Annotated in this window: 13 protein-coding genes; 6 read left to right on the top strand and 7 right to left on the bottom strand. The window is 67.7% G+C overall.

Annotation, left to right across the window (positions count from 1 at the left end):
- The first annotated feature begins 69 nt into the window (after nucleotides 1-69).
- Nucleotides 70-255 (top strand): hypothetical protein, encoded by a 186-nt coding sequence (locus ACFXJ8_RS38130; protein ID WP_379649497.1) that lies wholly within the window; start codon nucleotides 70-72, stop codon nucleotides 253-255.
- Nucleotides 256-444: 189 nt separating this feature from the next.
- Here the strand turns inward: ACFXJ8_RS38130 and ACFXJ8_RS38125 are convergent, their stop codons facing one another.
- Complete coding sequence (locus ACFXJ8_RS38125; RefSeq protein ID WP_379649495.1) at nucleotides 445-567, bottom strand: hypothetical protein; 123 nt, start codon at nucleotides 565-567, stop codon at nucleotides 445-447.
- Nucleotides 568-665: 98 nt separating this feature from the next.
- On the opposite strand from ACFXJ8_RS38125, the gene ACFXJ8_RS38120 reads away from it, so the two are divergent.
- From ACFXJ8_RS38120 to ACFXJ8_RS38105, 4 genes are all read left to right on the top strand, one after another.
- Nucleotides 666-959, top strand: a complete 294-nt coding sequence (locus ACFXJ8_RS38120; RefSeq protein ID WP_379649493.1) for a hypothetical protein — start codon at nucleotides 666-668, stop codon at nucleotides 957-959.
- Between the two features lie 484 nt (nucleotides 960-1,443).
- Nucleotides 1,444-1,599 carry a hypothetical protein gene (locus ACFXJ8_RS38115; RefSeq protein ID WP_379649491.1) on the top strand — a complete coding sequence of 52 codons (156 nt, stop codon included), beginning with the start codon at nucleotides 1,444-1,446 and terminating at the stop codon, nucleotides 1,597-1,599.
- Between the two features lie 342 nt (nucleotides 1,600-1,941).
- On the top strand, nucleotides 1,942-3,573 hold the full coding sequence (locus ACFXJ8_RS38110; protein ID WP_379649489.1) for an ABC transporter ATP-binding protein: 1,632 nt from the start codon (nucleotides 1,942-1,944) through the stop codon (nucleotides 3,571-3,573).
- Nucleotides 3,574-3,769: 196 nt separating this feature from the next.
- Nucleotides 3,770-5,053, top strand: coding sequence for an SEC-C metal-binding domain-containing protein (locus tag ACFXJ8_RS38105; protein ID WP_379649487.1), 1,284 nt, complete (start codon nucleotides 3,770-3,772; stop codon nucleotides 5,051-5,053).
- Between the two features lie 24 nt (nucleotides 5,054-5,077).
- Here ACFXJ8_RS38105 and ACFXJ8_RS38100 read toward each other — a convergent pair whose 3' ends face one another.
- From ACFXJ8_RS38100 to ACFXJ8_RS38085, 4 genes are all read right to left on the bottom strand, one after another.
- Nucleotides 5,078-6,562, bottom strand: a complete 1,485-nt coding sequence (locus tag ACFXJ8_RS38100; RefSeq protein WP_379649485.1) for a TRAP transporter substrate-binding protein — start codon at nucleotides 6,560-6,562, stop codon at nucleotides 5,078-5,080.
- A 135-nt stretch (nucleotides 6,563-6,697) separates the two neighbouring features.
- On the bottom strand, nucleotides 6,698-8,881 hold the full coding sequence (locus tag ACFXJ8_RS38095) for a glycoside hydrolase family 9 protein (protein WP_379649483.1): 2,184 nt from the start codon (nucleotides 8,879-8,881) through the stop codon (nucleotides 6,698-6,700).
- A 251-nt stretch (nucleotides 8,882-9,132) separates the two neighbouring features.
- Entirely contained in the window at nucleotides 9,133-9,687 is a 555-nt protein-coding gene (locus tag ACFXJ8_RS38090; RefSeq protein WP_379649481.1) for a sugar nucleotide-binding protein, read from the bottom strand.
- Nucleotides 9,688-9,739: 52 nt separating this feature from the next.
- Nucleotides 9,740-10,111 carry a DUF5997 family protein gene (locus ACFXJ8_RS38085; protein WP_379649479.1) on the bottom strand — a complete coding sequence of 124 codons (372 nt, stop codon included), beginning with the start codon at nucleotides 10,109-10,111 and terminating at the stop codon, nucleotides 9,740-9,742.
- 55 nt (nucleotides 10,112-10,166) lie between these two features.
- On the opposite strand from ACFXJ8_RS38085, the gene ACFXJ8_RS38080 reads away from it, so the two are divergent.
- Nucleotides 10,167-10,895, top strand: coding sequence for a LysR family substrate-binding domain-containing protein (locus tag ACFXJ8_RS38080; RefSeq protein WP_379649478.1), 729 nt, complete (start codon nucleotides 10,167-10,169; stop codon nucleotides 10,893-10,895).
- A 597-nt stretch (nucleotides 10,896-11,492) separates the two neighbouring features.
- Here the strand turns inward: ACFXJ8_RS38080 and ACFXJ8_RS38075 are convergent.
- Nucleotides 11,493-11,906: a type II toxin-antitoxin system VapC family toxin gene (locus ACFXJ8_RS38075; protein ID WP_379649477.1), complete on the bottom strand. Its 414-nt coding sequence runs from the start codon at nucleotides 11,904-11,906 to the stop codon at nucleotides 11,493-11,495.
- Nucleotide 11,907: 1 nt separating this feature from the next.
- Nucleotides 11,908-12,111 carry a hypothetical protein gene (locus ACFXJ8_RS38070; protein ID WP_379649475.1) on the bottom strand — a complete coding sequence of 68 codons (204 nt, stop codon included), beginning with the start codon at nucleotides 12,109-12,111 and terminating at the stop codon, nucleotides 11,908-11,910.
- Nucleotides 12,112-12,807: the final 696 nt, after the last annotated feature.

The following is a 12,807-nucleotide window of genomic DNA, read 5'->3' as shown; positions in this document are numbered from 1 at the left end:
GTACTTGACGGGCGCTTGCCACCGAGATCGATAGTCTTCCGGACAAACGATCAATCAGGGGGACCGAACATGAAGCGTTTCGCGATCATGACCGCCGGCGTGGCGCTGGCACTGGGCGTGGCTGCCGCTCCGGCCGTCGCGGCCATCACACCCGGGCCGGCACCGGCCCGCGCCAACACCGACGAGATCGGCGACCTGCTCGGCAGCCTGCTCGGGGGCGCGGACCTGCTCGAAGGTCTGGGCCTCGGCGGCTAGGACCACGGTGGTGTCGGTCGGCCCGGACATCAGGACCGCACCGGCGTTACCGAAGCCGTTGGCCAAACGATCCCGTCGTGACGGCGGCCCGCCGTCATCCGATGGAGTACGCGTGATGGACGGGCGGCCACCGTCATCCCACGGTGACCATGACCCCGGCGACAGCCGTACAGACGGAAGAACGTCGGATCACCTCGTGAGCCACCAGACGGCGAGGACGACCGCAGCCACCACGAGGGCGACGGCGTACCCGAGCAGCGCCCTGCCCAGACGGCGGCGGACATAGCCCGGGCGGTGGCGATCAGCGGTCATGGTGTCCTCCAGCGGCCCAGAATACGAACTCTTTGTGCCCCGCCCCGGGTTCCGGGCGGCGGAGAGGGCACGTTCCCCACAACAAGGGGGGATCTTAGATGATCAAGAAGTTGCACAGCATGGGCCTCAGGTCGGGCCACATGTACGCCGCCGGATTCGCCGCCATCGGCGCGTCCATCTGCTCCTGGCTGGTCTCCGCGTCGGCCGAGGACGCGGGGATCGACAGGGCCGACCGGTGGGGGATCTTCATCGGCGAGTGGGCGCCCACGTTCTTCGCGCTCGGGCTGGCGCTGCGGATGGAGGAGACCCACACGGACAAGGAGGACATCGCCGAGACGGCGATGTTCGACAAGTCGATGGCCGGCAGCAGCCGCGCCCGCGCCGGCGTGTAGCCGCTCCAGGCGCAGGCCGCCGCATCGCGCGCGGCCTGCGCCATCCCCGCCCTTCGCTCCCCTTCCTCCCAATCCCGGCCCCTCTTTCCCATCCCGCCGCCCCGGCCCCCCGTATCCCAGCCCCTGATCCCCGCGCACCCCCGCTTCCCATCATCCCGCCCCCGACCGTCACCCCTCTTCCCTTCATCCCACCCCCGCCCTCGCTGCCGCTTCCTCTCATCCCACGGCCCCCGCTGTCGCTTCCCTTGTATGCAGGCTTTTGCGTACGGCCCCGCGCGCCGCCGTACACCATGCCGCAAGCCCCCTTTTCCAGCCGCAGCAGGCAGCCGATCCCTTGTCATGCGGGCGGCATAACCGCGGCGACACGCCGTCAGAACACCGTCTTTAGCCAGAAATATCCGCATCCACGCATGGAATTTTGTGCTCGATTTGTTGCGCGGACATCTTTGTTCGTACAACGAAGCCATGCCATATCTTTCGACAGATGACACAACGCCAGCACCCACTTGAAGCGACGTTTGCCCAGTTCGCAAAGGGTATGGCAATCCTGTTGAGTATTTGGCGTGAATTTACGGTAAGCAACCTGTCGATCTTCCTAAAGTCGCGCCGCAAAGAGATGTTCAATATCCGCGATAATTGATGATTCATCCCGATTTGGGTGCTAGCGTCCTGACCTGAGAGACAGCACTTCACGGGGAGGAAAGATGACTCTCACCAAACTGTTCCCGTCCCAGACGACTAGCTGGAGATGGTGGGGCTGTCGCCGCCGGCGTAGGTGCGGCTGCGGTGGCGGCTGGGGGTTCCGCCGGCGCTGGTGGTGGGGGTGGTAGTTAGTTCTCGTGAGAGCCGATGGATTGCCCGTCGGCTCTCATTTACTGCGCAGGACAGCTCTCCCCTCGCTCCAGCTGTCACCATTCGCAGAACTTTCAGGGAGTTCTGGCCCTACACCCGTCATGTCAGGAAGCTGTTCGTCGCCGGCATCGTGTTCGCCATCCTGGCGGCGCTGTGCGAAGTGGCGGCGATCTGGCTGTTCGGCTACATCACCGACATGGTGCTCAGCGCGGGCGATCTCGGGGCGTTCTGGAGCCCCGCTTTCGTCTGGCTGGGCCTGGCGGTGGTCGCCGGCGTGTTCAGCTTCGCCGGCTCCTACGTCACGGCGCTCGGAGCCGAACGCTTCCTGCTCAAGGTGAGAGACAGCGTCTTCGCGCACCTCGAAACCCTCACGCCCGACTTCTTCGACAACCGCAAACTCGGCGACCTGATGGCCAGGCTCACCGACGACGTGGAGGCGATCGAGGAGCTGGTCGGGTCAGGGCTCGTCAAGGTGTTCACCACCGTCGCCAGCGTGATCTTCTTCGCGGGTGCCGCCTTCTACATCAGGTGGGACCTGGCGCTGGTGACGATGACGCTCGTTCCCGCGTTCCTGCTGGTGTCGAAGCTGTTCGCCAGCAAGTTCAGGGTCGCGGCCGCGCGCGAGCGCGCCAGCAACGGCGCGATGAACAGTGTCATCGAGGAGAGCCTGTCCAACCAGTCGCTCGTCCAGGCGTACAACCGCCAGCGGTCGGAGGCGCGCCACCTGCACAGGGAGGGACGCACCTGGCTGAGGGCCAACATGACGCAGGCGTGGCTGTCGGGCGCGTACAGCCCCGCCGTACAGGTGCTGGAGACGATCTGCCTGATCGTCATCATCGGCTTCGGCGCCTGGGAGATCGCCTCGGGACGGCTCACCATCGGCGGCCTGCTGGCGTTCGCCGCCTACCTGGCCTACCTGTACCCGGCCGTGCAGAGCCTCGGCGAGATCGCGCTCACGATCTCGGAGGCGGCGGCGGGCTCCGACCGGGTCATGGAGGTGCTGCGGGCTCGTCCTGCGGTCACCGACAAGGCCTCCGCCGTACCTCTGACACGGCGCAGTCAAGGGCACATCGAGTTCGCCCACGTGTCCTTCACCTATCCCAAGCGTCGCCGGCCGACGCTCCAGAACGTGTCGTTCACCGTGTCGCCCGGCGAACTGGTCGTGGTGACAGGACCGAGCGGCGCGGGCAAGTCGACGCTGGCCAAGCTGCTGTTGCGCTTCTACGACCCGAGCGCGGGCGGGATCCTGCTCGACGGCACCGACATCCGCGACGTGACCATGGCCTCTCTGCGCGACAACGTCACGTTGCTGCACCAGGAGAGCCTGCTGTTCTCGGGGACCATCCGCGACAACATCGCGTACGGCAGGCCGGAGGCGACGCACGACGAGGTCGTCCAGGCGGCCGTCCTGGCCGGGGTGGACGACTTCGTCAACGCCCTGCCCCAGCGGTACGACACCCCGATCGGGCAGCGGGGACGTCTGATGTCGGGCGGGCAGCGGCAGCGCCTGGCGATCGCCCGGGCCATCCTGCGCGACGCGCCGGTGCTGGTTCTCGACGAGCCGATGACCGGCCTCGACGAGGCCACGGCCGCCCGGATCATGGAGCCGCTGGCCCGGCTGATGGAGGGGCGCACCACCATCATGATCACCCACGACCTGCGCCATGTTCCGGCAACGGCACGCACGATCACGCTCGAACCGGCGCGGCGCACCGACCGGATCACCCTGAAGCACCGAACCCGACGTAACGCACCCGCGTGACGGATGGTCAGATGTGTCGTCATGATCGGACATGCCGGATTCCTGCAAGCGCATGTCAACCGCTTGCGGGAATCCGGTGCGAAGATGACGTCGGTACGGCCCGGCCTTCCTCGGAAGGCCGGGCCGACTCATGCTCCGCCGTACCGCACTCCCGATAACGCCACTCACGCCTCTGCACCGCGTGGACAATGAGCCCATGCTCCCCGACAGCTTCTTCCATCCGCTCAAGCCCACCCTGGTGATCGATGCCGCCTACGACGAGTTCGGCGAGCCGGACGACTTCGGCGAACCCGCCGACGAGTCCGCGGCCAGGGAGACGGTCCGGCAGGTGCTGCTGGACCCGCGCAGTCAGGGCGATCCCGGGGTGTTCGAGCTGGCCTGGGAGCTGGTCGACCTCTATGACGATGACGAGCTGCCTGAAGCGGTCGAGCTGCTGACCGAGGTGCTCAACGCCCACCCCGACCAGCGCTTCGCCCTGGGCGCGCTCCGTGCGGCCTATCGCGACGCCGAGGGCGTGCCCGAGATGGAGGCCCTCCACCGTGACCTGTCGCTCCTGCTCCCGGAGCGTCGCGACGTCCGTTTCTACTACCTGGCTCCGGCGTTCCTCGCCGAACATGCTCACCCCGACCGCGGCGCCCACCTGGCCAGGGAGGGCGCCGCCCTGGCCAGAAGTCTCGGGCTGGAGGCGGAGGCCGAGCGGATCGAGGAGCGCAGCCCCGATCCCGAACACCGGCGGCAGTCAAGAGCCCGGCTCGAGGACCTGCTCAGCACCGCCGCCACGCCGTACGGAAAGCGCGCCTTCGGCGCGGAGCGCTCCCTGTTTCGCATGGTCTATCTCCCCGCGGGCGACTACGCCAGAGGCCTGGCCGAAGGGCTGCTCGACGCCACGTTCCCCCTCGACCACGAGGACTACCGCCGCGAGCTGGAGTCATCGCTGCACGACTCGGCCGAGCTCGGGAAGATTTCGGTGGTCGCCATCGACCTGGCGGAGGTCGACGCGTTCGCCGAACGGACGGGACGCGATCCCCGACGTCGCAGCACCCGGCTGGCCTACCTGTCCACACTCCCGGCCCATGACGCGATCTCCTGGCCACCGGAGCGCAACGCGCCCTGCTGGTGCGGCTCGGAGCGCAAGTACAAGAAGTGTTGCGGCCGGCCCGGATTCCGCGACCAGCCGGTGCCCGACCGAGGGCGAGCCGTCCTGCGCGTCGACGGACCACACCCGCTCCGGGTACAGGTGCCCTCCCGGATTCGGCTCGACCGGCTCCGCGAGTTGATCGACGCCGACGCGGGCGCCCGCTACAGCTTCTCGATCCAGGACGGCGGCATCGACGCCGACCAGGCGGCGAACTCGACCCTTTCGCAGCTCGCCAACGAGCCCGGACAGTCGTTCGGCTACCACAACGACCGCGACCACAGGGTGACGCTGGAGGAGATCCTCCCGGTGGACCCGGCGGACAACCAGCCCCGGGTGATCTAGCGTTCGCGGACCGTCTGTAGGCCGTTATGCGATCTTCTCCCACGGCCTGGACGTCCAGAGCGTCCAGCCCAACGGATCCTCCGCCGCGCTCTTCCTGTCACCCTGCTGGTAGTCCAGGAACCGTAGGAGCTTGCCGTCCAGGGTCCAGGTCGCCGTGAAGATCCACCACTCCTCGGGCCCGCAGATCCCGTCCATCTGCAGCTTGATCCGGCCGTCCGCGACGGACGCGGGCCCACCGCACTCCCGCTGCCCGCTCGGGCCGCGCCATTCCCACGTGCCGTCCTTGACGGTCAGCGTGTTGACCCCGCCGAACCGCCGCGCATCGCCCTGACCGACGCCGGCCTTCACGAGATCCTCGACGGGGACCTCCACGCGATAGACGCCCTCGGGGAACGGGCCGGGGTTGCGACTCGGCCCGGGCTTGAGCCCTTCCCGTTCGATCCCGCACGTGCGCGTCTGTGGCGGGTCCGGCAGGTCCGCCGCGAGCCGCCGGATCCCGCTGATGAGTTCCCTGGTCACCGGGTCGCGCTCCAGTTCGGCGTAGACCGGCCGCACCGCACTCTCCAGGGCTCGCAGGTCGGCGGCGGATGCGAGCAGCACCTTGCCGCCCTTCGCGCAGAACCGCTCGGCCTCGTCCGCCTCACGGGGAAGGCGCTGCAGCGTCCAGGCGAAGACGCTCGCGGCCGCGTCCGCCAGGACCTTCCGCTGGTCGCCGGAGAGCCGGGAGAGCACATCGCTCCTGATCACCAGGGTGTTCACCTTGGGGAAGAAGGTGACGTTGCCCGTCGCGACCATGGAACTGAACTCGGCCGCATAACGGTAGCTCGACTCCAGGCCGCGCAAGGACTTGTCGGCCAACGCCTTGTCGACCGCGCTGCCGTCACCGGCGTAGTCGTCCGGTTTGGCACCCAGTGCGCGCAGCATGGCGTAGACCGTCGCCGAGTGCGGCGCCCTGACGCCGCCGCCCGCGTAGTGTGCGGGCGACACGAGCGGTCTGTCGTAACCGAACGGCCGCCGCAGGCCCTCCGGCAGCAGCGCCAGCCCGGTGAGCCCGATGCTGCGCAGGCCCTCCAGCATCCGGCCGGTGAGATCGCTGGACAGTACGCGTCGCAGGTGCTCCTCCGAGGTGACCAGGAACGGGGCGTTCAGCGCGCGCAGACTGGTCACGCCCTCGGTGTCCCAGGCCCGCGCCGGAATCAGCCCCATGTCGAGCCGTCCCCCGGTGATCATGCGCGCGACCTGCTGGTCCCAGTCGTCGACATCCTCACCGGCAGCCTGCCAGCGCGGCTGGAGCCGTAACGTGCCGCCGGACTTCGCGTTCACCTGCCTGGCGAACTCCTCGATGGCGTCCGCGGCCGGGCGCCCCGGCTGATCGTCCGTGCCGATGGTCAGCGTCGTCACACTCGCGCCCGCCCCCGCCTTGTCCACGTTGCCGTACGGCGCCGCGCAACCGGCGGCCAGCGCGACGACCAGGCCCAGGGTTGCCGTACCGGTTCTGATGCTCTTCACGCGCCGATCCCTCCTTTCGTGCGACTGTACGGGCGCCGCCCCAGGGGCACATCGCGGACAGCCAGCACCTACGGCTCGGGGACGTAGGTGCTGGCACGATGGTGGCCGGGCAGAACGACCCGCGCCCCGACGGGATTACACCGTGTCGGCGAACGCCGCCATCCAGGCCAGCGCCGAGTTCCAGTTGATCGCCACCTCGTTGGTGGCGTAGGAGTTGATGTCGTCCACATAACACTTGGCCGGGGCGCAGCCGTACAGGATCCGCTCGGCAGGCGCCACGGTCGCCGGGTCCTTCGTCGACAGGTCCGAGTTGGGGCCGCCCGCCAGTGAGCCGGGCGCGGGGTTGGGCAGGGTGGCCTTGAGCTGGTGCGCCCAGAACCGGTGGTGCTGGTTCTTGCTGGCCCGCTCGCCGTACCCGGTGACGTATGACTGGTTCAGCGCGTTCCGGCCGAGCAGGTAGTCGAGCGACTCCAGCGCGCCGTCCCGATACTTCGGGTCCTTGGTGAGCTCGTAGGCGAGCGCGATGACCATCGCCCGGTTCGCGGTGGCGCTGGTCGAGCCCCAGAAGTACTTACCGCCGCCGGGGAGGTCCGGGTTGGCGTAGCCCTGCTTGCGCAGGTCGGCCAGGTGCCGGTCGGCGGCGCCGACGATGCGGGTACGGGCCGTGCCGTACCGCGGGTTCTGCTTGACCAGGCCCGCCTTCGTCGCGCCGCTGGGCGGGACGTGGATGGTCGGCACCCGGGCCAGCGCCAGGTCGGCCAGCCCCCCGGTCATCCTCCAGGAGAAGTTGCCGGTGTGCAGCGTGTGCTTGATCTTGTCCAGGTAGATGGCGTTACCGGTGGCCGTGTACAGCTCGGCCGCCGCCCACGAGAACTCGTCGGTGACGTCGTTGTCATCGTAGGCGCCGCCGCCCGGGCTCGCCTTCTCCGCGTAGATCGCGGGATGGGCGAGCGCGGCCCTCCAGGCGAGCTTCGCCGCGTCCAGGCACGTGCCGGCGAAGGCCGCGTCGAACGCACGATAGACCCGCGCGCAGCGGGCGCCGACGGCGGCCAGGTTGAGGGTCGCCGCGGTCGAGGGCGCGAAGAGCTTCCTGGGCTGCGGGTCGTCCTGCGGCGCCATCGGGATGCCGGTCCACTTGTCGGCGTCGTGGATCTTGTGGTGGACCAGGCCGTCTTCTCGCTGCATGCGCAGCAGGAAGTCCAGTTGCCACTTGGCCTCGTCCAGGATGTCCGGCAGCGCTCCACCGGCCTCCGGGATGCTCAGCTTCACGTTTCCCGACTGCTCGTAGGCGTCGATCAGCTGCCAGGCCGCCAGCGCGCCGTTGACGACGTACTTGCCGTGGTCGCCCGCGTCGTACCAACCGCCCCACTGCGCTCCGTCGCCCTTGTTGGGCGCCACGCCGAGGTGCCCGGCAGGCCGGGCGTAGGCGGCGCCGACGTACTCCGCCTCGATGGGGATGCCGGAGCGGTTGTGGTAGAAGTACGCCAGCGCGTCCGCGCGCAGCCCGCCGTACAGGCTCCCTGAGATCCTGAACTCCACGCTGCGCTGGCCCGCGACCTCCAGCCGGTAGCTGCCGTCGTCTCCGAAGTCGCTGAAGTCGGCGATGTGGACATGGTCACCGGACATGGCGTCGTTCCCGTGCACCCGGGTCTGACCGGTGTCCGCGGTCGCACCGTTCTTGTCGACCAGGCGCCAGGTCAGCGGCTGGGTCGAGGCGTTGACGATCGTGGCCCGCTTGGGGCCGTCGGACAGATATCCCAGCTGGTTGACCCGTACCGGCGAGCCGAGGTTCCGGCCGTCGCGCGCGGACGTGCCACCGGTGAAGGAGATGTCGTCCAGGCACAGCCGATAGGGCTCCTTCGCCCCGCCGACCTGGAAGAGCACCTGCCCCTCGGCGAAATCGACCGTGGAGGTGCCGGTGTAGGTGAAGCTCGCCGCGCTGGTCGTCACCGACGACCAGCCCGAAACGACGGCGGTGTACGGCGCCACGCCCATCTGCGCGACCGGCCTGATCTTCACATCCTTGGAGGCCACCGCCCTGAAGGTCAGTTTGTACGGCTGGCCGCTCTCGAACGGGATGCCTCCCTGCCCGATCATCGCGTCCCAGACGTTGACCGTACCCGCGGGGACATCGGCGCAGAGCCTGCCGGCGTCGATCGCGGACGGCGTGTTCCCGCTACTCCACCAGGGCGCTTTGGTGCCGGCGTCGAACGCGCCGTTGGCCAGGCGCTCGATGGTGTCGGCCTGCGCGGGCACCGCGGGCAGGACCGCGCCCACCACCGCCACGGCGCAGATCACACGGAAAGGGAGAGAATTCACGGGCGATGATCATGGATGCTTCCGACGACCTGCGCAATTCCGCCCGCGGCATTGCACGCTGCCCCGTTCTCTGGTAGATCCACCGAGGCCCTGGACCGGATTGTCGGTCGCTGCTGTGATCATGCCGCTCACGCGATCAAAGGAGCGGTCCTGGCTCTCGGGCCCCGTCTATTGCGTGTCCTTCGTCCGGGCCCCCGAAGAGGTCCTCGGAGTCTTTTCACAGGGGGCGGTACTGGCTCCGAAGGTCGCGATCAGCGCTGGCCGTCGCCCAGGAATCGCCGCGCGCCGCGCAACGTGGTCCGAAGCCGCCGCTGGGTCATGGCGCAGTCCAGGCGCACGTCCATCGGGCCCGGCAACCCGGCTGTCCGGGCTGTCACCGCAGCCGGCACGATCGCGTTCACCGCTGTCTCGGCGGCGGCTTTGGCCGCGCCATACGGGCTGATCGGGTCAGGGACGCACGTCTCGTCGTAGCGAATCGCGGCGCCGGAGAAGACCGCGTCGCTGGACACATGGACGAGGCGTCCACCCGCCATGGCGACAGCGAGAGCCACGTTCGCGGCGCCGATCGCCGTGGTCGTCCAATCCCTCTGCCGGGAGGCAGCGTTGATGACCACCTCTGGCCGGAACGCGCCGACCAGCAGCTCGACGTCCTCTCGTCGGCGCACATCGAGCGGCAACCACTCAACGCCGGCGGTCTCTCCAGGCCGGGTCAGATAGGTCGCAGCAACCTCGTGCCCTGCCAGCGAACACTGTCGAGTGAGCTCGCTGCCGAGAAGGCCACTACCGCCGACGATGAGGGCTCTCATGACCGGTCACCATAGTTGATCAGCAGCTCCGAGACGGCCGCCGGGCAGCTGTCTAGCGTTGCTTGAGGCGGAGTGCTTCCTTGCGGGTCTCGGCCTGGATGGACCGCTCGCGCTCCAGCCACGCCGGGTTCTCCGCCTTCAGCGCATCGATCTCAGCGGTGGTGAGCGGTTCGGTGATCCCGCCTCTGGTCAGGCCGGAAGTGGAGATCCCGAGCTTCGCGGCGACGACCTGCTTGGGGTGCGGGCCGTTGCGGCGAAGGTCAGCGAGCCAGGCGGGTGGCGTCGCCTGCAACTCGTTGAGCTCGTCCCTGGAGACGACACCCGCCTGGAACTCGGCGGGAGTGGCCGCAAGCAGGACACCCAGCTTCTTGGCCGCGGTCTCGGGCTTCATCGTCTGGATGCTCTTCGGTTTGGGCGAGGTCATGGCGTCGAGGGTAGTCCGTCGGAACGGGTTCCCCTGACATCGGTACCCTGAGGACGTGACTGATGGGGAGATCGGCAGGGTGTTCCGGCTGGCGTACGTGCCCGGGGTGACACCCGCGAAATGGGTCGGCATCTGGACCGAGAGGATGCCCAGCGTGCCGGTTACCCTGGTCGCGGTTCCCGCCGCCGAGGTGGTGGGACTCCTGCGGGATGGCGGCGCCGACGCCGGATTCGTCAGGCTGCCGGTCGACCGTGACGGGCTCAGCGTCATCCCGCTCTACGTGGAGACCACGGTGGTCGTGGTGCCCAAGGACCACGCGGTGGCCGCCGCCGACGAGGTGGCCATCGCCGACCTGAGCGACGACGAGGTGCTCCATCCTCTGGACGACACCATCGAGTGGACGGCCCGGCCAGGCCTGCCCGCGTTCACCCGCCCGGACACAACGGCGCACGCGGTCGAGCTGGTAGCGGCCGGCACCGGGCTTCTCCTGGTTCCGCAGTCGCTGGCACGCCTCCACCACCGCAGGGATCTCACTTACCGGCCGGTTACGGACGCGCCGCAGTCTCAGATCGCGCTGGCCTGGCCCACGGACGCGACCACTGACCTGGTGGAAGATTTCATCGGCATCGTCCGCGGCCGGACAGTGAACAGCTCGCGGGGCCGTACCCCCGCCTCCCCTGCGGAGAAACCGGCACAGCGGCAGGCACGAAAGCCCGCGCAGAATGGCTCCGGCCGCCGGGCCGTGCCGGCCAGCCGTAAAAAGAAGGGCCACCGGCCCCGGTGACCTGGAGCATGTCCTGGGTCGATGGCGGGGCGGGATGATCAGGCCCTCACCTCGATCATCTACAAACCCGGCTCGTGCCCGTCGCGATCATCCCGGAGCCGAGCGCCCCCGCCGGAGGCTTGTTCTCCGTTGATTCGGTGCCGGCTGAGAGCCAAAGCCACGGCTCCCATCATGATGCTCAATCCGATCAATGCCCATGTGATGGGCACTCCGGGCTTGTTCGTGGCGTCCCCGGACACGACGCTGCCAACAGCGATGAGCAGGGAGAAACCGCCCCCAGGACGCTCAGGAAGATATCGCGATCAGTCACAAGGAGCGATCGTAGGGGGACGCGTGGACCGAAGAACAGAGGACAGCTCGCTGTGCTTTCATGGCACGAAGCCCGGTAGCAAGATCGCTACCGGGCTTCTTTGTGCTGGTGGGCGGTACTGGTATCGAACCAGTGACCCCTCGCTTGCAAGTCACCCGAGGGAGGATCGGGACCTGCACGAATATCTGCCCTGACCTGGTCATATAGTCCGTGGCAGTGCACCGCTGTCCAGCGTGGTCCATGGTCGTTGTCACCCAGATAGTCACTCAGTACGGCCACATTTGAGATCAGCCGGGAAGCAGCCTGAACGCCTCGACATGACGTGGACGGACCACCCTGAAATGCCGTTGGTCGACAGTGGCGACCTCGCTCAGCCCGAGACGCTCGGCGATCGCGATGACGGCAGCGTCCACCAGGCCGAGGGGGAGATCCATATACCTCTCAACGAGTTCCGCCATGCGGGGAAGGTCCTCGTCCTCCAGCTCGGCGACGTGGAACCCGTTGCCTCCGAAGGACTTCAGGAACGTCACCTCGGCCTGCGGGCCAACACGCGACTCCAGCAGATAGCCGACCTCTCCCATCACGGGAGAGGGCACGAGCAGCGGTCCCTCTGCCTGGCGGAGCAACTTCAGGCAGGCGTGGTGGTGCTCGTCCTTCACGTTGCCCGCAGCGAGCAACACGCCCGTGTCGCACAAGAGCACGTCAGCGGCCCATCTCCGAACGCAGGATCTCCTCGTGCCGCTCGGCCAGATCCGGCTCGGCCTCGAACGACGCGAAGAACGGCAGATCGCGCTCTGCCGGGGCGGGCTCCTCCAACCGCCCACGAATCAGTTCCAGAGCGGGCCGCAGCTCCGACTCCGGCAACTGATCAACCAGGTGATGCAGTTCCTCCCGCATGACGCTCATGCATTCAAGTCTAGGTCTCAAGGCCCGCGCGGGAAGCAGAGTGAAGCGGATGGGGCACGATTCGGTGCGCGCCGCGTTGATCTACCAGCACAGCACCGAAGAGGCCGACCGCAAGATCGTCAACGCGATAGACGCCGTGATCAACTCGACCTAATGGCACGCTAATGGCACGAAGCCCGGTAGCAAGATCGCTACCGGGCTTCGTCATGCAGGTGGGCGGTACTGGTATCGAACCAGTGACCCCTCGCTTGTAAGGCACGCTCGAAGAGGGCGGGACCACCTCGGATTACGAGGCTCACCTGCGCTTACGGTCCAGGGTGATCCCCTCTAGTCCATGGTCGTCCGAGGCGATTGTCACCCAGTTAGTCACTCAGAATTCGTCGATTTCTGGAGACGTGTCCGATCGAGAAGACATGCCGGTTGACCCTTCTTCCCATACGATCATGCCCCATGAACGTCGTTGCGCCGCTTCTCATCCTTCTGCCGTTGGCTGCTCTCTTGAACGCCACGTGGCGGTCTCGCGCAGATCCATCTTCCGCTGCCCGGGTCTTCCGGAAAGCATTCCTGGGTAGTGGCGTCGCCTTACTCTTCCTCGCGCTTGTGGTCGCGTCCAGGATGCGGTGTAAAAGGGAACGAGCGTAGGTTGCCGTGCTGAACCGTCCAAAGTTCGCACTACGCAAGGACCTACGCTCGTGG

Origin of the sequence: Nonomuraea sp. NPDC059194 (genome assembly GCF_042754765.1) — a bacterium.
Lineage (GTDB): Bacteria > Actinomycetota > Actinomycetes > Streptosporangiales > Streptosporangiaceae > Nonomuraea.
Note: the sequence above shows the minus strand (reverse complement) of the source record. Positions and strands in the feature narration are given on the sequence as shown.

What these genes read in the sequence shown, in the direction of transcription:
- ACFXJ8_RS38085 (WP_379649479.1), bottom strand. Translation starts at nt 10,111, where the DNA reads ATGACCTCGCCCAAACCGAAGAGCATCCAGACGATGAAGCCCGAGACC.
- ACFXJ8_RS38120 (WP_379649493.1), top strand. Translation starts at nt 666, where the DNA reads ATGATCAAGAAGTTGCACAGCATGGGCCTCAGGTCGGGCCACATGTAC.
- ACFXJ8_RS38125 (WP_379649495.1), bottom strand. Translation starts at nt 567, where the DNA reads ATGACCGCTGATCGCCACCGCCCGGGCTATGTCCGCCGCCGTCTGGGC.
- ACFXJ8_RS38130 (WP_379649497.1), top strand. Translation starts at nt 70, where the DNA reads ATGAAGCGTTTCGCGATCATGACCGCCGGCGTGGCGCTGGCACTGGGC.
- ACFXJ8_RS38115 (WP_379649491.1), top strand. Translation starts at nt 1,444, where the DNA reads ATGACACAACGCCAGCACCCACTTGAAGCGACGTTTGCCCAGTTCGCA.
- ACFXJ8_RS38090 (WP_379649481.1), bottom strand. Translation starts at nt 9,687, where the DNA reads ATGAGAGCCCTCATCGTCGGCGGTAGTGGCCTTCTCGGCAGCGAGCTC.
- ACFXJ8_RS38070 (WP_379649475.1), bottom strand. Translation starts at nt 12,111, where the DNA reads ATGAGCGTCATGCGGGAGGAACTGCATCACCTGGTTGATCAGTTGCCG.
- ACFXJ8_RS38105 (WP_379649487.1), top strand. Translation starts at nt 3,770, where the DNA reads ATGCTCCCCGACAGCTTCTTCCATCCGCTCAAGCCCACCCTGGTGATC.